Source organism: Myroides odoratus (genome assembly GCF_965118575.1).
Lineage (GTDB): Bacteria > Bacteroidota > Bacteroidia > Flavobacteriales > Flavobacteriaceae > Flavobacterium > Flavobacterium odoratum_B.
On sequence record NZ_CBCPHW010000004.1, the window covers coordinates 15,613 to 31,895 of the forward strand.

Here is a 16,283-nt window from a genome sequence, read left to right on the forward strand (position 1 = left end):
ACAACAAAGGAGGATTGCGTATATTTGAGAGTTACCAGCAATATGGAAACCACAGACAACGAAAACAAAAATGAACTGGAATAATTATTTATTAGAGAAGAAAAGCCCTCATGGCGATTACGCACATTTGGGTGTTTTTGAAGGAGCTGTTAGGGGAATTTTTGACTTATCTACCATTCCAACTGACACCAAGATTTTGGAAATGTCTACCCCTTTGAAGAAGTTTAAGTTGAGCTATACGAACCTTACTTCGTTAAAGGGAAACAAAAATATAGAAGCAATATGTTTGGGGGAGATTAATGACGAACGTCTTGCTGTATTTTCTACATTACCGAATTTAAAATATCTTCATTTAAGCATAAATAAACAAAATGAAATACCGAACTTATCTTCTTTGAAAAATCTCGAAGTGTTAATTCTTTCGAGTATTAAGAAAGTAGATAATATTAACTTTATTAAAGGCTTAACAAATCTAAAAACTTTGTATATGCACGAGATAAACAATATGTACGATTTAGAACCACTATCTTCTTTGAAAAACTTAGAAGAACTTTTTTTAGATCACGGAAAAATGACCACTACAGGACAAGCAGTAAAAGATATGGAACCATTATCAAAACTAACCAATCTAAAATATCTGGCTTTTATCTTAAATATAGAAAAGAAAAATTACGATATCACACCATTGCTCACGCTTAAAAAATTACAAAAACTATATCTTCTTCCAAGATATTTGGAAAACGGTCAAAGAGAAAGACTTTTGAGTGAATTACCGTTGTTAAAAGAATTATAACCTGATAACATGTACTTCAGGTAACAAGGATTTGGTGGCACAAACACTAACTAAAATAAAAAGAATTTATGTTTACAGAAAAATGGAAAGACACCGCATTTGGAAGTGATTATGGTGTAGACTTTCAACATTTTTTTGGAAAAAATCCCAAGTGAAAAATTAATTTGTGGTTATAGATATTGCCCTCTCTTCCTGTATGCACAAAGCGTGCGTCTGCTTGTTGTATCGTCTGCCGTTTAGGGTGGTGAAATAAGGCTTCAAATCCTGGAATTTCGACAATGCTTCAGTGACATTTCTTTAGTTTCACTAAATGCTTTAAAAACACTTTTCAGATTAAACTGTTTTTAAATATTGCTACAAATCAAGCCCTTTCCTAATCTCAACTAGGGGAGAAATTCCTTATTACCCCTCTATATAATAGTAATGCTAAGTAATAAAGTATCTTACTTGTCCTCTTTTGCTGATGCTTGGCAATAATCCCTTTTATAAAGTATTTATCTAATGTATTTCTAATTTTATTCTAATAGAATTCTAAGGTTATCACCCCCTATTAACCTCTATTTTTACACAGACAAAATTTACAACTAAGCTGTAAAATTATATTTTACACTTAAATCTCTTGGTTATTCTAAATACAGAATACTTCAATAACATTTAGATCAAAAAGTATAACAACCTAATAATAAGGATATGAAAAAAAAGGTTAGATATATTAAAAAAGAACAACAAAATGAATTTCTAATTGCTATAGCTTCTAAAAAATCAGAAGAGGAATGCTTGATAGAATGGAACACACAAGTAGATGGACTTTTGGAGAGTGATGCTACAATACGCCTACAAACCTACGGTCTCAATTCAGTAGCCCTAGAAAAAGTACCATCTCTTCTAATACAATTGGTACAAGCTTTTAAGAATCCTTTTATTCTTGTATTGTTTGTATTGGCTATCATTAGTTTCTTTACGGATTGTTGGTTACCAAAATCGCAAGGAGAAGAAACAGAATTAGCAGGGGTTATCATAATAGTAACGATGATGTTACTTAGTGGGCTATTGAGATTTTGGCAAGAATTGCGAACCAATAAAGCGGCCTTAGCTTTAAGATCTCTGGTAAGAACGACCGTAAATGTACAAAGACGCCATACTCAAACAGGAGAAACAAGTAGAAGAGAGGTTAATTTAGAAACCCTTGTTCCGGGAGATATTATACATTTATCAGCAGGAGATTTAGTTCCTGCTGATATACGCATCTTTTATTCCAAAGACTTATTTGTAAGCCAGGCTGCCCTATCGGGAGAATCCTTACCTGTTGAAAAATATGATATTCTAAGTGCTATTTCATCAAAAAATAGTGGTGCTCAAAGAAAAGAGGATGTGAGTGATGATTTATTAAGTTTTGACAATATCTGTTTAATGGGAACTAACATCTCAAGTGGTTATGCAAGTGGTATTGTTATTGCCACGGGTTCAAAAACCTACTTTGGTAATTTAGCAAAATCAATTATTGGAACACGTTCTCTAACCTCATTTGATCGAGGGGTTAATAGCGTAAGCTGGCTATTGATCCGCTTTATGGCCATTATGGTTCCCATTGTATTTTTAATAAATGGACTTACAAAAGGAGATTGGTTACAAGCTTTATTGTTTGCCTTAGCCATTGCGGTTGGTTTAACGCCTGAAATGCTTCCCATGATTGTAAATGCGAATCTAGCCAAAGGAGCTATTGCCATGGCGAAACAAAAAGTGGTAGTAAAACGATTGAATGCTATCCAAAATTTAGGGGCCATGGACGTATTGTGTACTGATAAAACAGGTACCCTTACACAAGATAAAATAACACTAAGCAATTACTACGATATTAATTTAGAGAACAATCCGAACGTATTATACTGGGCATGGTTAAATAGTTTTCATCAAAGTGGAGTTAAAAACCTAATGGATCGGGCCATAATACGCTACTTTGATTCAAACCAAGAAAAAGAGTTAGCTCCATTTGAATGTCAAAAAAGAATAGATGAAATCCCTTTTGATTTTGAGCGACGTCGTCTTTCTGTGATAGTTAGTAATGAAAAAGGAGTTCACACTTTAATTTGTAAAGGTGCTGTAGAAGAAATGCTAGAAGTAGCGAGTTATATCGACACTGGATTTGAAATACTCCCTCTAACCAATGAGTGGCAGGAGAAATTAATCCAAATAGCGGCTAATTTTAATAAGGATGGCTATCGCGTTTTATTGCTAGGTACTCGGGTGCTTGTGCATGATGACAAAAAAAATCACTATACAGTAGTAGACGAGAAAAAAATTATCATTCAAGGGTTTTTAACTTTTATAGATCCGCCTAAAGATTCTACTGCTGAAGCGCTACATGCATTAAAAAATAAGGGGATCAGCGTAAAAGTACTAACAGGAGATAATCCTGTAATTACAAAAAAAATATGTAAAGACGTAGGTTTATCAACTTCTTCTATTCTGTTGGGAGCAGCGATTGAAGCAATGTCAGATAGTGAATTAAGAATTCAAGTAGAAGACGTTTCCATATTTGCTAAGTTAAGCCCCATGCAAAAAAACCGAATATTAAAGGCATTACAAGCTAATGGGCATACTGTTGGATTTCTAGGAGATGGAATCAATGATGCACCGGCTCTACGAGATGCTGATGTGGGTATTTCAGTTGACTCAGGCACTGATATTGCCAAAGAATCAGCCGATATGATTCTACTTGAAAAAGATTTAATGGTTCTAGAAAAAGGAGTCATAAAAGGCCGCGAAACCTTTGGAAATATTATTAAATATCTAAACATGACGGCTAGTTCTAATTTTGGAAATGTTTTTTCGGTTTTAATTGCCAGTGCATTCATTCCTTTTTTACCGATGTTAGCCATTCACTTATTACTACAAAATTTGCTATATGATATCTCTCAGTTATCATTACCTTGGGATAAAATGGATGAAGAGTTTCTAAGAAAACCCCGTAAATGGGATGCTAAAAATATTGGTAGATTCATGCTTTGGATTGGCCCTACCTCTTCCCTATTTGATATCACGACCTTTGCTATCATGTGGTTCATTATAGGAGCAAATAGCATAGAACTTCAAGCTCTATTTCAATCCGGATGGTTTGTAGAAGGTCTCTTATCACAAACATTAGTAGTACATATGTTAAGAACACAAAAAATTCCTTTTATACAAAGTACAGCTACCTTACCCGTTTTACTACTTACTGCTACAATTATGGTATTCGGACTTTACATTCCGTTTTCTTCCTTAGGCACTTATGTTGGGCTAGTTCCGCTACCTTGGTCTTATTTTCCCTGGTTAGTAGTTACCCTACTATCGTATTGTATAGTTACACAAGGCATGAAAAGATTTTATATTAAAAGATTTGGACAATGGTTCTAGTACATCTTTAGGCTTTCCAATAAGATTTTATTTAGAATCTATTTCTAACTAAAAAAGATAGTTAAGCGTTTAATCGTTGAATAAAAAATACCTTCAATTCAGATAGAATACCAATCATTTTTCACAAGCGTGAGCTATTAGGTGAGTTGGGTTTAAAAAAACAAGACAATCCTTTAATTTTATTGGTATTTATGAGAGTAGGATATAACATCCTAACCCCCAGATCAATACATTCAAAAATCCGTAAATACCTCGTATTTACGGATTTTTTTTATTCTCACGCAAAAACGCTCCGTCTCATGCCAAGATACAGCATGGATCAAGTGCAAACTCCACAATTTAAATAGAAACTTGGAGATACTTTTAAACCCTATACTAATTTTTGTTGTTTATCGGAAAGCCGAAAGAATTAAGAAATGGTTGTTGTTATAAATGCGCTTACTTGTTCGTGAGTTGTGGCAATATTCGCCCTGTATTGCTCTTTATCATTTGCCTCCCCATCAAGTGTAATAACCGTAATATCAGTTATTCCCATTACATTAAAAACCCGCTTTAAGTACTTCGTTTGAAAATCGATAGGCTCATTATAATTACCTATTTCATATCCCTGAGATCCTCGGGTCAACAATAAAACAACCGCTTTATTCACTAGTAATCCGATATAGGGATCTTGTCTATTTTCTGAGTTATATCTCCACGTTTGGTCAACGCGAACCACCTGATCGATATACGCTTTTAGGCTACTAGGTATTGACCAGTTATACATGGGTGTAGCTATAACTATTATATCCGCTTCTTTTAATTCGGCAATATAATCATCACTTAGTTTTAGCGCATCCACTTCTTCTAGAGTTCTATCTTCTAAGGGCTTGAATGCCGCACTAATCCACGTTTCGGTTATATGTGGTACAGGCTGCAAACCGATCTCTCTGCACGCAATTACAGCATCAGGATAGCTAATTTGCCATTGCTCTTGAAAAGTTTCTGCTAATTTTCTACTTTGTGAACGGGTTGTTCTTGCACTAGAATTGACAATCAAAACCTTGTTTCCTATCTCTTTTTTTACGTTCATCTTTTACTATTTTGTACAAAAGTAAGGGCTTATTGGATTATATTTACATCCCAATTAATACAAATCATACAGCCCAGATGTTACCCTATACAACTTTAATTAACGTGGACAGAGCTTCTTCTGTCCCCTTGTATATCCAAGTGTGTAATGCTTTTATAGCCCTAATTACAGCTGGTACCTTAAAGCCTTCTGACCTCTTGCCTAGTACGCGTAATCTAGCCCTACTCCTGGGCATAAATCGCAATACAGTTAAACTTGCCTATGAAGAATTAATTAGTCAAGGGTGGACAGAATCCATAGCCCGCAAGGGCGTATATGTACTGTCTACCCTACCCTCACTGTCTAAAAAAAATACCAATTCTATAACAGTAAAAGCAAGCAATCAAGAAGCATTTAAGTGGAACAACAAATTTAAAAACGTTCCGTTAGGAAAAAACTTTCAAAAGACAAACCTTGCTATTGACGATGGATTTCCTGATGTTCGCCTTGCTCCAATAGATGAGCTAATGCGCGAATACAGAAGTATTTCAAAAAAATTCTACGGCCGTAATTACTTAAAATATGGGAGTCCCAAAGGTTCTGAACATTTAAGAGATGCGCTATCTAAGTATCTCTCTACTACAAGAGGATTAAATGCCTCTGTCGATGACTTACTAATCACAAAAGGAAGTCAAATGGGAATATACCTAGCCGCTCAATTACTTTTAGAACCAGGTGACACTATTGCAGTAGGTGTATCTAACTATCCTACGGCCGATGAGACTTTTAAACAAGCAGGAGCCAGACTTTTGAGAATACCTATCGATCAATATGGGATGGATGTAGACTTCCTAGAAAATAAATTAAAAAAACAAACTATAAAAGCGGTTTATATAATCCCCCATCATCACAGTCCCACGACGGTCACCTTAAGTATGGAGCGCAGATTAAAGTTCTTACAACTCGCGAAAGAATATCAATTTGCTATTATAGAAGATGATTATGACTTTGATTTTCACTATGCGAATAAACCTTATTTACCTTTAGCAAGTATTGATCACAATCAAAATGTAATTTATATTGGGTCGATTACAAAGACCTTTGCTCCTGCTTTAAGAATTGGTTTTATGTCAGGCCCTCCAAGCTTTATACATGCTGCTACTGCCCTAAGAGAGCTAATCGATAGACAGGGAGATACCCCTTTAGAAGAAGCATTTGCCTTACTGTTTAATCAAGGGGAAATGAATCGATACTACAGAAAAGCACTGAAAATTTACAAAGAAAGACGAGACCTGTTCTGTGGTCTACTAAAGGCTAACTTCGCCAATGAAATTACCTTTAAAGTTCCAGAAGGTGGATTAGCTATTTGGGCTATTTTTGATCCAAACCTAGATCTGATTCAATTAGCCGAAAAGGCATTAAAACAAGGTGTATATATGGATAATGGCTTATTTTACAAGAATGAGGTATTTTCCACCAACGGGATTCGCATGGGATTTGCCTCTTTAGATGAAAAAGAAATGACAGAAGCCTGCGCGATTTTAAAAAAAGTAATCCACTAAGAGGTTGGGCTACCTACTATTAATAATCTGGCATGTGCGGTTCTTGTAACCGTGTTTTAATTTTACCCAAAAATAATAAACATGGATACATTTGAAATTAAAGCGCTTGAAAGCACTTTAGAGATTCAACAATGTCTAGATGTGGCTTTAGTACTAAGACCTCATTTAAACAAAGATACTTGGTTAACTACGATAAATGAAATGCGTAAAAATGAGAAGTATGCATTAAAGGGGATCTATGACAAAGACCAAATTGTTGCCTTTATAGGGTATAGAAAAATGACAACCTTACATAGCGGGTGTATTATTTATATTGATGATTTATGTACCGTAGAGAGCCATAGAGGTAAAGGCCTTGGGGGTAAACTATTAGCTTGTGTAAAAACTATCGCTGAGTCTGAGCATCTGGATGCTGTAGTGTTAGACACGGGTTTTGACAATCACACCGCACAAAAATTATACTTTGCGAAGGGCTTTGAACTATCTGCAGTTCATCTTCATGCTTATTTAAAATAGGCTATCAAGTTTATATTTTTATTCGTAACTTTTACACATACAATGCTTTAAAAAATTGACAAATGAAAAAACGTATTGATTTATCGACAGTAGTTTCAAGTGGTTATAAAAGAATTATTGCACTTGATAGTTTTGTTCAAAATTCAGATTTAAACAAGACTCATCTTGAACTCATAAAAATTAGAGCATCACAAATAAATGGGTGTGCGTATTGTCTCAATTTACATACGCGTGATGCTATGAATCAGGGAGAAACGGCACAGCGAATTTTCTTATTAAATGCTTGGAGAGAGACTGAATTATTCTCTACAGAAGAATGCACAATCTTAGCTATGACAGAAGAAATTACCTTAATTAGCGAACAGGGATTAACGGAAGAAACGTATGAAAAGGCTACCACCTTATTTAGTGAAGAATACATAGGTCTTATTATTATGGCCATTCTAACTATAAATGCATGGAATAGAGTAGCCGTTAGCACACATAAACCTATTGATTAATCAAACCACTCAACGGGATTATTTTCCACTAATCCCGTTGCTAGGTTTTAGTCTATCTTTCCTTTTCCCCTTGCGTTAGATGTATCCCTTTGTCATAGTTTCTTTGGCTGACAAGATATTCGATGCGCAGTTCAAAAATAAGTACCCTTAAAACCTTTTAATCATGTGATAGTACCCTTTAAACCCAAGAATTTTACGTGCACCTTGGCCTAATTCTTTATAATAATCTTCTCTATATCCCTCTAATTCATATAGTTTCTTTGCCTGATGATTCTCCTCTATTACATCAAGCCCTAAACAAGAAAGTTGCTTCTCTTTGGCTAAGTTTTCTAACTCAGCAAGCAATAATTTTCCAACACCCTGTCCCCTATATGCTTGATCTACAGCCACCGCATCTAAATAGAGCATGCCAGCCCTAGCTTTATTGGGAAAATACTTCGCTAATAAGAACATTTTATATGTCCCTTGAAAAAAACCATATACGTTAAGTAAAACTTTTAAAGAAATAGCAAGGCTAATACGCTTGTTATATTGATAAGCGGCAACCCCTATAACTCTTTTATCTGCAGCATAAACAACAAGTACTTCCCTCCTATTTAAAGCTTGTAAAATAACTTCCTCAATTTGTTTATCCGTACCCAAGATGCCTTTCAATTTTAAACTAAAAGCCTCTTTAAAAATACGAGCTGCTTCCGCGCATTTATCTGCTTTTACATGTCTTTTAACTTTCATACCTACTAATCAGAATCTATTCTATTACGAGAACAAATAAAAGACAACACCACCTATTTACCGTATTTTTATGTCAAACTCGGTTTGTCCGATTATTTTCAATTCACACCTCTAATTTTTAGTTCGCTTGAGAAGCAAACCTCAGAGAATACTTTAAATTAAAAAATATAAAGACTAACTTTGTGTTTATAATATGAATCCGATCTAAAGAAATGAGTACACTATTTATAAAAAACATGGTATGCAATCGCTGTATACTGGTTATTCAAAATGAATTTTCTAAGCTAAACATCGCCATAGAAAGTATTGCGCTAGGAGAGGTTACGCTTGAAAAGGAACTAAGTTCAGAAGATAGAGAAGCGGTAGAAACCGTTTTAATTTCTTTGGGTTTTGAAGTAATTGATGACAAAAAAAGTAGACTTATAGAACGAATCAAGAATGTGATTGTTGAGTTGGTACATTATCAAGACAATGAATCAAAAAACAATTTATCCCATTTATTAAGTGAAAAATTAAATCACGATTATAATTACCTTTCCAATCTCTTTTCAGAAATAGAAGGCACTACCATAGAGAAATATTTTATCGCTCAAAAAATAGAAAAGATCAAAGAGCTTTTAGTGTATGATGAACTATCCTTAAGTGAGATTGCCATTCGGTTAAACTATTCTAGTGTGGCCTATCTTAGTAATCAGTTTAAGAAAGTTACTGGTTTAACCCCGAGCTATTTCAAAAAAATTAGAGAAGATAAAAGAAAGCCTTTAGATAAAGTGTAAGTAAATCTTACAAATCAATTCCATAATTCCGTAATAGTTCTCCTTGATTTTGTTGCCACATTTGTAGGGTAATACTAGCAGTAGAAATATGACAACAAATAACAAAAGAGAACTCGTTTATATCCCGCTTGAGGATGTAGATAGTGAGCACTGCGCTTTGATCGTTGAAAAAGGATTGGCTCAAGTAAAAGGAATTGAAAACCCCAAAGTAGAAATAAACAACCGCAGAGCATCCCTTGAGGTTGCTAATGCTGAAACAGTTGGACAAGCCGTTAAGACCATTAAAGATTTGGGCTATGGCGTTCCAACGGTCAAAAACACCTTCCCTGTTTTAGGAATGACGTGTGCTTCTTGTGCAGGGAGTGCTGAGAGTATTGTCAAATACGAAGCAGGGGTTGTTGATGCCTCTGTTAACTTTGCAACAGGAAATTTGACCGTCGAGTATCTCCCTACTATCACAGATGCTACAAAACTTCAAAAAGCAGTTCAGGCTGTAGGTTATGATTTGTTGCTTGTTGATGAGCAACTTCAACAAGAATCCCTAGAAGCCATTCATACTGAAAAATTTAAAAAACTTAAGAATAAAACGATTTGGGCAGTCCTATTATCATTGCCTGTCGTAGCGATAGGGATGTTCTTCATGGATATGCCGTATGGCAATGAAATTATGTGGTTGTTTTCAACCCCTGTTGTTCTATGGTTTGGTAAAGATTTCTTTATCAATGCTTGGAAGCAGACCAAAAATCGTTCTGCTAATATGGATACCTTAGTCGCTTTGAGTACAGGTATTGCGTACCTATTCAGTGTGTTTAATATGCTGTTTATGGATTTCTGGCACCAACGAGGATTACATGCGCATGTTTACTTTGAAGCAGCAGCCGTTATTATTGCTTTTATCCTTTTAGGAAAACTACTAGAAGAAAAAGCAAAAGGCAATACGTCCTCAGCCATTAAGAAATTGATGGGGTTACAACCCAAAACTGTTATCGTTATCGAAGCAGATGGTACGGAAAAACAAATCCCTATTGAAGAGGTAACTGTAGGCGCTATTATTTTAGTGAAACCCGGTGAAAAAATTGCTGTAGATGGAATTGTTGTTTCTGGTAATTCGTATGTAGACGAGAGTATGTTAAGTGGAGAACCTGTTCCTGTATTAAAAAAAGAAGATGAAAAGGTATTTGCAGGAACCATCAACCAGAAAGGAAGCTTCCAGTTTAAAGCGATCAAAGTAGGGAAAGAAACCATGCTTGCGCAGATAATTAAAATGGTACAAGATGCACAAGGTAGTAAAGCACCGGTCCAAAAATTAGTAGATAAAATTGCAGGTATATTTGTTCCAGTAGTAATTACTATTGCCCTTTTTACTTTTGTTTTGTGGTTGATTCTTGGTGGAGACCATGGCATTGTACAAGGTTTATTAGCAGCGGTCACTGTACTCGTTATTGCTTGTCCATGTGCGTTAGGATTAGCTACTCCAACAGCTATTATGGTTGGTGTTGGAAAAGGTGCCGAGAATGGCATATTAATTAAGGATGCTGAAAGTCTTGAATTAGCTAAAAAAGTTACAGCCATTGTCTTAGATAAAACAGGAACAATAACAGAAGGAAGACCGCAAGTAACAGGCATAAAATGGTTGAACAATGAAGATGTAAGAAAAGATGTTTTAGTGAGTATCGAAAAACAATCTGAACATCCCCTTGCAGAAGCAGTAGTCAAACATTTAAAAGGGGTAGCTATTACTTCAATAGCCCAATTTGATAGCATTACAGGTAAAGGTGCTAAAGCAGATTACAAGACAGAAACCTATTATGTTGGCAACAAAAAGCTACTCTTAGAAAACGAAATTACAATTGCGAAGCAATTACAAGAATATGCAAATCAATGGGGTAAAGAATCCAAAACAGTTATTTGGTTTGCAGATAGTCAACAAGCACTTGCAGTAATTGCTATTTCTGATAAAATTAAAGAAACCTCCGTTCAAGCCATTAAAGAGATGCAAGATATGGGTATCGAATTATATATGCTTACGGGTGATAATGAAGCAACGGCTAAAGCTATTGCCGAGCAGACAGGTATCTTACATTATAAAGCAGAAGTACTACCTCAACATAAAGCAGATTTTGTCAAAGAGTTACAAAAACAAGGTAAAATTGTGGCGATGGTCGGCGATGGTATAAATGACAGTACAGCCTTAGCTACAGCAGATGTAAGCATTGCGATGGGCAAAGGCAGTGACATTGCTATGGATGTTGCAAAAATGACTATCATCTCCTCTGACCTGACCAAAATACCACAGGCCATCCGATTATCCAAACAAACCGTGACGACAATTAAACAGAATCTATTCTGGGCCTTTATCTACAACTTAATCGGTATTCCTTTAGCTGCTGGTATCTTATATCCTATCAATGGATTCTTATTAAATCCAATGATTGCAGGAGCTGCCATGGCTTTAAGTAGCGTAAGTGTTGTAAGTAATAGTTTGCGCTTGAAATGGAAAAAATAACAAACAATAAAGAAACTCTAAAACAAAAAGTAATCAAGATGAAAGTAAACAAATTCAAAGTAGCTCTACTTGCTATAGTAAGCGTACTTGCCATATCCTGTGGAAATACTACCCCAGCACCCAAAGAAGTACACGATCACAAGGATCATAAAGATCATATTGTGGCTAGTGAAAACACAACCTCTCAGGAGAAAGTAAATAAGTTCGAAAACGAATTAGGCCAAGCCTTAGACGCCCATGGAACCTTACTAATGGGCTGTCCCATACACAAAGAGATGATTGGTGTAAAAGGAGATAAATGTTCGAAGTGTGATTATATGGAAATGTTGCCAATCACTTGGTCTTTACAAGGTATTGATACCGTAAGAGTGACAAATCTGCCGGATTATAACCCGCCAGTCGATAAATCTTAATAAAAACTTACTAAAACTAAAATTTAAACGATAAAAAATAAAAACAGATGAAAAATATTGAATTGCGTATCCCGACCATGCAAAGTGCACATTGCCAAACAAGGGTGAATGAAACCCTTAAAGCAATCAAAGGCTTAGAGCTAACTAAAATAGAAGCTGGAACAATCTCCTTTTCTATTGAGAATGAAGAAGTAAAGGAAAAAGCAATAGAAGCTATTGAGAAGGCAGGTTACAACGTAGATGAACCAGCTGCTTCTTCTACAGGCTGCTGTGGAAACTAAACTAATAAAATAACAGGGATAGTACAGCATGTATTTGAGGTATTTTATCCCTTTTATTTTTTGTAATACATCATAAAACACACGTTGGGTTTTAATAAGAACAAATGAAAAAACACGATTGGAGTACCTATAAAATAGTACAAGAAACAAAAGATACCGTCAGTATATACTTTGATACCAACCAGGAAGCATTCTCGTTTTTACCTGGCCAATTTATCAATATTAGTTGCCAAATTGACGGAAAACAAATCATTCGATCTTATTCTTTAAGTTCGACACCCACAGATCAATTCCCATGCATAACCGTAAAACGGGTGCACGGAGGTATAATGAGTAACTACCTTGTAGATGAGGCCAAGTCAATCACTGCATGGACGATACAAGGTCCCTTTGGAAATTTTATTTTAGAGTCTCACCTTTCACAAGATTACCCTCTTATTTTTTTAGGAGGTGGAAGTGGCATTTCTCCTCTTTTTTCAATGCTAAATAGCCTGAATACGCCTACAAATAAACCTCTACTTATCTACAGTAATAGGTCAACCGATGAAACGATCTTTGGCGAGAGGCTCCTTCAGATGGAAAAACAAGGACTGGTAAATGCATCCTATTCTTTTACAGCTCAAAATCAAAACCCCCAAGCAGACCAAGATCGAGGTATTGTGCAATCCAAGTATACCCTAGGTAGGTTTTCTATAGAGAAAATACAGGCCATACTCAAGGAACAAACATACGTATACACTTTAGCACACTATTATATTTGTGGGCCTATCGGACTTATGAACCTCTATGAAGAAGCGCTAAAAAGCTTACATATACCGAAAGAGCAAATTCACATGGAGTATTTTGATCTTGAAGAAGATCAAAATACAGTTATTACAAACACGAGTGAGTCTAGAGATATTTTTGTACATTATTTTGAAGATACGCTTGTCAATGATGATCTCCAAACGTATCAATGCACGGTCCTACTAGAAGTTAAGGCAAATCAATCGTTACTAGAGGCTATTAAAGCGTATAACATACGCGTACCTAGTTCTTGTAAAAACGGAACTTGTGGCTCTTGTTGGGCCATTAAAACAGAGGGGGAAGTAAAAATGAGAAACAATCGGGTACTAACGGAATCAAATATAGCGGAAGGCGTAATATTGCTATGTCAAAGTTATCCTTTAGATGACGATGTAACAATTAGCTTGTTAGAATAAAAAAAGAATGGGTGGAGTTTCTTGTTGAAATGATACCTCACTCCTTCTCTTTTATACATGATACAGCCTGTGATTTTTAGTTTTAGGCCCCTTGAAAAAAGGAAGTATAAAAACATATAATTTCATAAATCAATTCGGAAATAAGCTAATATGTGCAACTTAGCTCAGAGCTATCTTTGCTTTTTATAATTTAACACGAAGTATCCATAAGCCAATGAAACTACTAATTAAAGGAATGGTTTGCGATAGGTGTATTTACGTTCTGTCCGAGGAATTTTCTAAATTGAATCTAGAAGTTGCTGATATCCGCCTAGGAGAAGTAACCTTACATATGAATAAAAAAGTTGTTTTCGACGAAAAAGCAGTTAAAGCAATGCTAGATAAAAATGGATTCGAGCTCCTATACAATAAAGAGCAAAAAACAATACTAGCAATTAAATCTATCGTATTACGAAGCATTCAAAAGCGAATTGATACAGGAGAGCCTGCTAAATTCTCAACACTACTAAGTAAAGAATTACACAAAGACTATGACTCTTTAAGTTCTCTTTTTTCATCCTTAGAAGGATATACCCTAGAACAATTTATTATTGCTAAGAAAATTGAAAAGGTTCAAGAGTTTCTTGTCTATACCGATTTATCAGTATCCGATATCGCATTTGCAATAGGCTATAGCAGTTCAGCCTATCTCTCTAGTCAACTTAAAAAACATACGGGGTTTACCCCCACCCATTATCAAAAAATTAGAAGAGATAAACTTGCGTTAATCGCAAGACCTTTACCTACTAAATAAGGGTATACAATACGGCTTTTAGCTCTCTATTCAAACTCATTTTATCTCTTCATCTCCCCTTAAGGAATGAGGAGATTTCTTTTTTTTGCCCTATCCTTAAATTCTATAAAAACGGTATTAAATCGGATCATGCGCAAAAGTTAGGTAGGAATTGATAAAACGTGATGTATAGGATGCGACCCTTCGTAAGAACTTCGATGTTTCTTAATTTTACAAAAAACAGCACCAATTTTTGCAAGTAATGCTGCTATAAACGGATTGAGCATTACCCCTATCTCTTTTTAATTAATTCAACCCCAATTATATCTTGATGATCTAAAACCTGAGCCTCCATTGCATGCTCTGAAAGCTTATTTATTTTGATTTTCAACGTATTCAACCCTTTGTCTGTGCTTAATTCTACGGTATCCCCTTTCATGCTCCAATTTCCTGCTTCTTCAAGTAAAGAATAGTGATCCAAAGCCGTATACCTTCCCTGGTTTAAATCTAAATGAATAGAAGACACTTGATACTTTAATCTATTTGCACTAGTACATTCTTTTGTAAATAGAAAATAAGTTACAATCCATTTCTTCGAAATCGCAGTAGCATTTATTTCTTTTTGTTCTATACTCTCTTGGTTTCTACTATTCTCCTCTGTACTGCAACTTTTCAATACCGTTACAAAACCCATAACTAAACACAAAATTGCCCACTTTTTAACTTGCTTATTCATACTTCTTTCTATTTATAATTTCAAAATTGATTGTCACCTTTCAAGTTTGCTTAAACTATAAGTAGTCCATAGGGAAATCCCTTTTGCTTAAATAGAAATTCGCCTAAATCACACTTACATTTAAAAACCTTGATGCAACAAAAGTTTTACAAGGCAAAGAGAATACGAAATGAAAAAATTAAAAGCACAAAGTGTAAAAATCGACAAACAACAACCACAAATCTATTTTTTTAATTATTTACGATTGTAATTTTATACATTTATAAAAATGCAAAATAATAAAAATCAACTAATTAACAAAAAAGGAATAGATTTACCTTACTAAATACAGGCTAAAAGCTAGAAAATTATTTATCGTATTTAGAAGTGTACTAAAAGGAAAAAGCTTAGACAAACTATACCCTAATTTCCATTCTAATGCTCTTCAAAGACTTTGCGTTTGATTTTAATCGGAGAATTTGCGTTCAATCTCCAACTATTGCTTGCAGAAGTAAATAAAAAACAACCCCGATAACAATCGTTATCGGGGTTGCTTTCCAGAAAGAAAGTTTAACTCTTACTCTCTATTCTATAACTATTATTCTAGTAACGGTTTAAAAAGCAACTATTGCAGCGCTATTCTCTTTTAAGCTACCGCCGTATTTAAAAAATCCAGCGGACAGTACACTACTTATTGCAGCAGCAGAAAAAGGAAGACCCAAATTTACCCCCTTGAATATACAGTTTGTTGTACCAAAACTAACCGCTCCACGTACTGTTCTAAATATAGCGCTTTTCACTAAACCGAAAACTCTTTTTAAACGCTTCTGATTTACAATTTTACAAATTCATTGATTGCCTATAGATACCATCCCCCCTTATAAGTACTTAAATAAAACACGCTATCGGATCAAAAACATTAATTACCAACTTGAGAAGAAAATAGAAATAACAAAAACCGACAACTTTCATTATCGGTTTTGGTATTCAAAAAGAAAATTTCATTCTTTTATTCTATGCTAAAATATTATTCTAACACTCTCACATAAACAGATATATTTCTTCCTG

Annotated in this window: 15 protein-coding genes; 11 read left to right on the top strand and 4 right to left on the bottom strand. The window is 34.9% G+C overall.

Features of this window, described 5'->3' with window-relative positions; genetic code table 11:
* Nucleotides 1-70: 70 nt before the first annotated feature.
* Nucleotides 71-793 carry a leucine-rich repeat domain-containing protein gene (locus ACMHJ2_RS04115; RefSeq protein ID WP_413511693.1) on the top strand — a complete coding sequence of 241 codons (723 nt, stop codon included), beginning with the start codon at nt 71-73 and terminating at the stop codon, nt 791-793.
* Between the two features lie 690 nt (nt 794-1,483).
* Entirely contained in the window at nt 1,484-4,189 is a 2,706-nt protein-coding gene (gene mgtA, locus ACMHJ2_RS04120) for a magnesium-translocating P-type ATPase (RefSeq protein WP_413511694.1), read from the top strand.
* Nucleotides 4,190-4,598: 409 nt separating this feature from the next.
* On the opposite strand, the gene ACMHJ2_RS04125 is transcribed toward mgtA, so the two are convergent.
* Complete coding sequence (locus tag ACMHJ2_RS04125) at nt 4,599-5,261, bottom strand: FMN-dependent NADH-azoreductase (protein WP_413511695.1); 663 nt, start codon at nt 5,259-5,261, stop codon at nt 4,599-4,601.
* A gap of 77 nt (nt 5,262-5,338) precedes the next feature.
* Here ACMHJ2_RS04125 and ACMHJ2_RS04130 point away from each other — a divergent pair, with 77 nt between their 5' ends.
* The 3 genes from ACMHJ2_RS04130 (at nt 5,339) to ACMHJ2_RS04140 (ending at nt 7,818) form a co-directional block, all read left to right on the top strand.
* Entirely contained in the window at nt 5,339-6,802 is a 1,464-nt protein-coding gene (locus tag ACMHJ2_RS04130; RefSeq protein WP_413511696.1) for a PLP-dependent aminotransferase family protein, read from the top strand.
* 81 nt (nt 6,803-6,883) lie between these two features.
* On the top strand, nt 6,884-7,318 hold the full coding sequence (locus tag ACMHJ2_RS04135; protein WP_413511697.1) for a GNAT family N-acetyltransferase: 435 nt from the start codon (nt 6,884-6,886) through the stop codon (nt 7,316-7,318).
* A 62-nt stretch (nt 7,319-7,380) separates the two neighbouring features.
* The gene (locus tag ACMHJ2_RS04140) at nt 7,381-7,818 is read left to right on the top strand and encodes a carboxymuconolactone decarboxylase family protein (protein ID WP_413511698.1); all 438 of its coding nucleotides are present in this window, start codon (nt 7,381-7,383) and stop codon (nt 7,816-7,818) included.
* Nucleotides 7,819-7,965: 147 nt separating this feature from the next.
* Here ACMHJ2_RS04140 and ACMHJ2_RS04145 read toward each other — a convergent pair whose 3' ends face one another.
* Nucleotides 7,966-8,550 (bottom strand): GNAT family N-acetyltransferase, encoded by a 585-nt coding sequence (locus tag ACMHJ2_RS04145; protein WP_413511699.1) that lies wholly within the window; start codon nt 8,548-8,550, stop codon nt 7,966-7,968.
* Nucleotides 8,551-8,762: 212 nt separating this feature from the next.
* On the opposite strand from ACMHJ2_RS04145, the gene ACMHJ2_RS04150 reads away from it, so the two are divergent.
* From ACMHJ2_RS04150 to ACMHJ2_RS04175, 6 genes are all read left to right on the top strand, one after another.
* Complete coding sequence (locus tag ACMHJ2_RS04150; RefSeq protein WP_413511700.1) at nt 8,763-9,326, top strand: helix-turn-helix domain-containing protein; 564 nt, start codon at nt 8,763-8,765, stop codon at nt 9,324-9,326.
* 88 nt (nt 9,327-9,414) lie between these two features.
* Nucleotides 9,415-11,832 (top strand): heavy metal translocating P-type ATPase, encoded by a 2,418-nt coding sequence (locus ACMHJ2_RS04155; protein WP_413511701.1) that lies wholly within the window; start codon nt 9,415-9,417, stop codon nt 11,830-11,832.
* 38 nt (nt 11,833-11,870) lie between these two features.
* Nucleotides 11,871-12,245, top strand: a complete 375-nt coding sequence (locus ACMHJ2_RS04160) for a hypothetical protein (RefSeq protein WP_413511702.1) — start codon at nt 11,871-11,873, stop codon at nt 12,243-12,245.
* A 47-nt stretch (nt 12,246-12,292) separates the two neighbouring features.
* A complete protein-coding gene (locus tag ACMHJ2_RS04165; RefSeq protein WP_413511703.1) occupies nt 12,293-12,526 on the top strand; it encodes a heavy-metal-associated domain-containing protein in 234 nt (77 codons plus the stop codon).
* Nucleotides 12,527-12,630: 104 nt separating this feature from the next.
* Nucleotides 12,631-13,728, top strand: coding sequence for a flavin reductase family protein (locus tag ACMHJ2_RS04170; RefSeq protein ID WP_413511704.1), 1,098 nt, complete (start codon nt 12,631-12,633; stop codon nt 13,726-13,728).
* Between the two features lie 214 nt (nt 13,729-13,942).
* Nucleotides 13,943-14,521, top strand: coding sequence for a helix-turn-helix domain-containing protein (locus ACMHJ2_RS04175; protein ID WP_413511705.1), 579 nt, complete (start codon nt 13,943-13,945; stop codon nt 14,519-14,521).
* Nucleotides 14,522-14,792: 271 nt separating this feature from the next.
* Here ACMHJ2_RS04175 and ACMHJ2_RS04180 read toward each other — a convergent pair whose 3' ends face one another.
* Nucleotides 14,793-15,236: a hypothetical protein gene (locus ACMHJ2_RS04180; RefSeq protein ID WP_413511706.1), complete on the bottom strand. Its 444-nt coding sequence runs from the start codon at nt 15,234-15,236 to the stop codon at nt 14,793-14,795.
* 593 nt (nt 15,237-15,829) lie between these two features.
* Nucleotides 15,830-16,015 (bottom strand): hypothetical protein, encoded by a 186-nt coding sequence (locus ACMHJ2_RS04185; RefSeq protein WP_413511707.1) that lies wholly within the window; start codon nt 16,013-16,015, stop codon nt 15,830-15,832.
* Nucleotides 16,016-16,283: the final 268 nt, after the last annotated feature.

Bases quoted from the DNA above. Each gene is read 5' to 3' on its own strand.
- ACMHJ2_RS04165 (WP_413511703.1), top strand. From the start codon at position 12,293: ATGAAAAATATTGAATTGCGTATCCCGACCATGCAAAGTGCACATTGC.
- ACMHJ2_RS04180 (WP_413511706.1), bottom strand. From the start codon at position 15,236: ATGAATAAGCAAGTTAAAAAGTGGGCAATTTTGTGTTTAGTTATGGGT.
- ACMHJ2_RS04145 (WP_413511699.1), bottom strand. From the start codon at position 8,550: ATGAAAGTTAAAAGACATGTAAAAGCAGATAAATGCGCGGAAGCAGCT.
- ACMHJ2_RS04170 (WP_413511704.1), top strand. From the start codon at position 12,631: ATGAAAAAACACGATTGGAGTACCTATAAAATAGTACAAGAAACAAAA.
- ACMHJ2_RS04115 (WP_413511693.1), top strand. From the start codon at position 71: ATGAACTGGAATAATTATTTATTAGAGAAGAAAAGCCCTCATGGCGAT.
- ACMHJ2_RS04140 (WP_413511698.1), top strand. From the start codon at position 7,381: ATGAAAAAACGTATTGATTTATCGACAGTAGTTTCAAGTGGTTATAAA.
- mgtA (WP_413511694.1), top strand. From the start codon at position 1,484: ATGAAAAAAAAGGTTAGATATATTAAAAAAGAACAACAAAATGAATTT.
- ACMHJ2_RS04135 (WP_413511697.1), top strand. From the start codon at position 6,884: ATGGATACATTTGAAATTAAAGCGCTTGAAAGCACTTTAGAGATTCAA.
- ACMHJ2_RS04150 (WP_413511700.1), top strand. From the start codon at position 8,763: ATGAGTACACTATTTATAAAAAACATGGTATGCAATCGCTGTATACTG.
- ACMHJ2_RS04175 (WP_413511705.1), top strand. From the start codon at position 13,943: ATGAAACTACTAATTAAAGGAATGGTTTGCGATAGGTGTATTTACGTT.
- ACMHJ2_RS04155 (WP_413511701.1), top strand. From the start codon at position 9,415: ATGACAACAAATAACAAAAGAGAACTCGTTTATATCCCGCTTGAGGAT.
- ACMHJ2_RS04130 (WP_413511696.1), top strand. From the start codon at position 5,339: ATGTTACCCTATACAACTTTAATTAACGTGGACAGAGCTTCTTCTGTC.
- ACMHJ2_RS04160 (WP_413511702.1), top strand. From the start codon at position 11,871: ATGAAAGTAAACAAATTCAAAGTAGCTCTACTTGCTATAGTAAGCGTA.
- ACMHJ2_RS04125 (WP_413511695.1), bottom strand. From the start codon at position 5,261: ATGAACGTAAAAAAAGAGATAGGAAACAAGGTTTTGATTGTCAATTCT.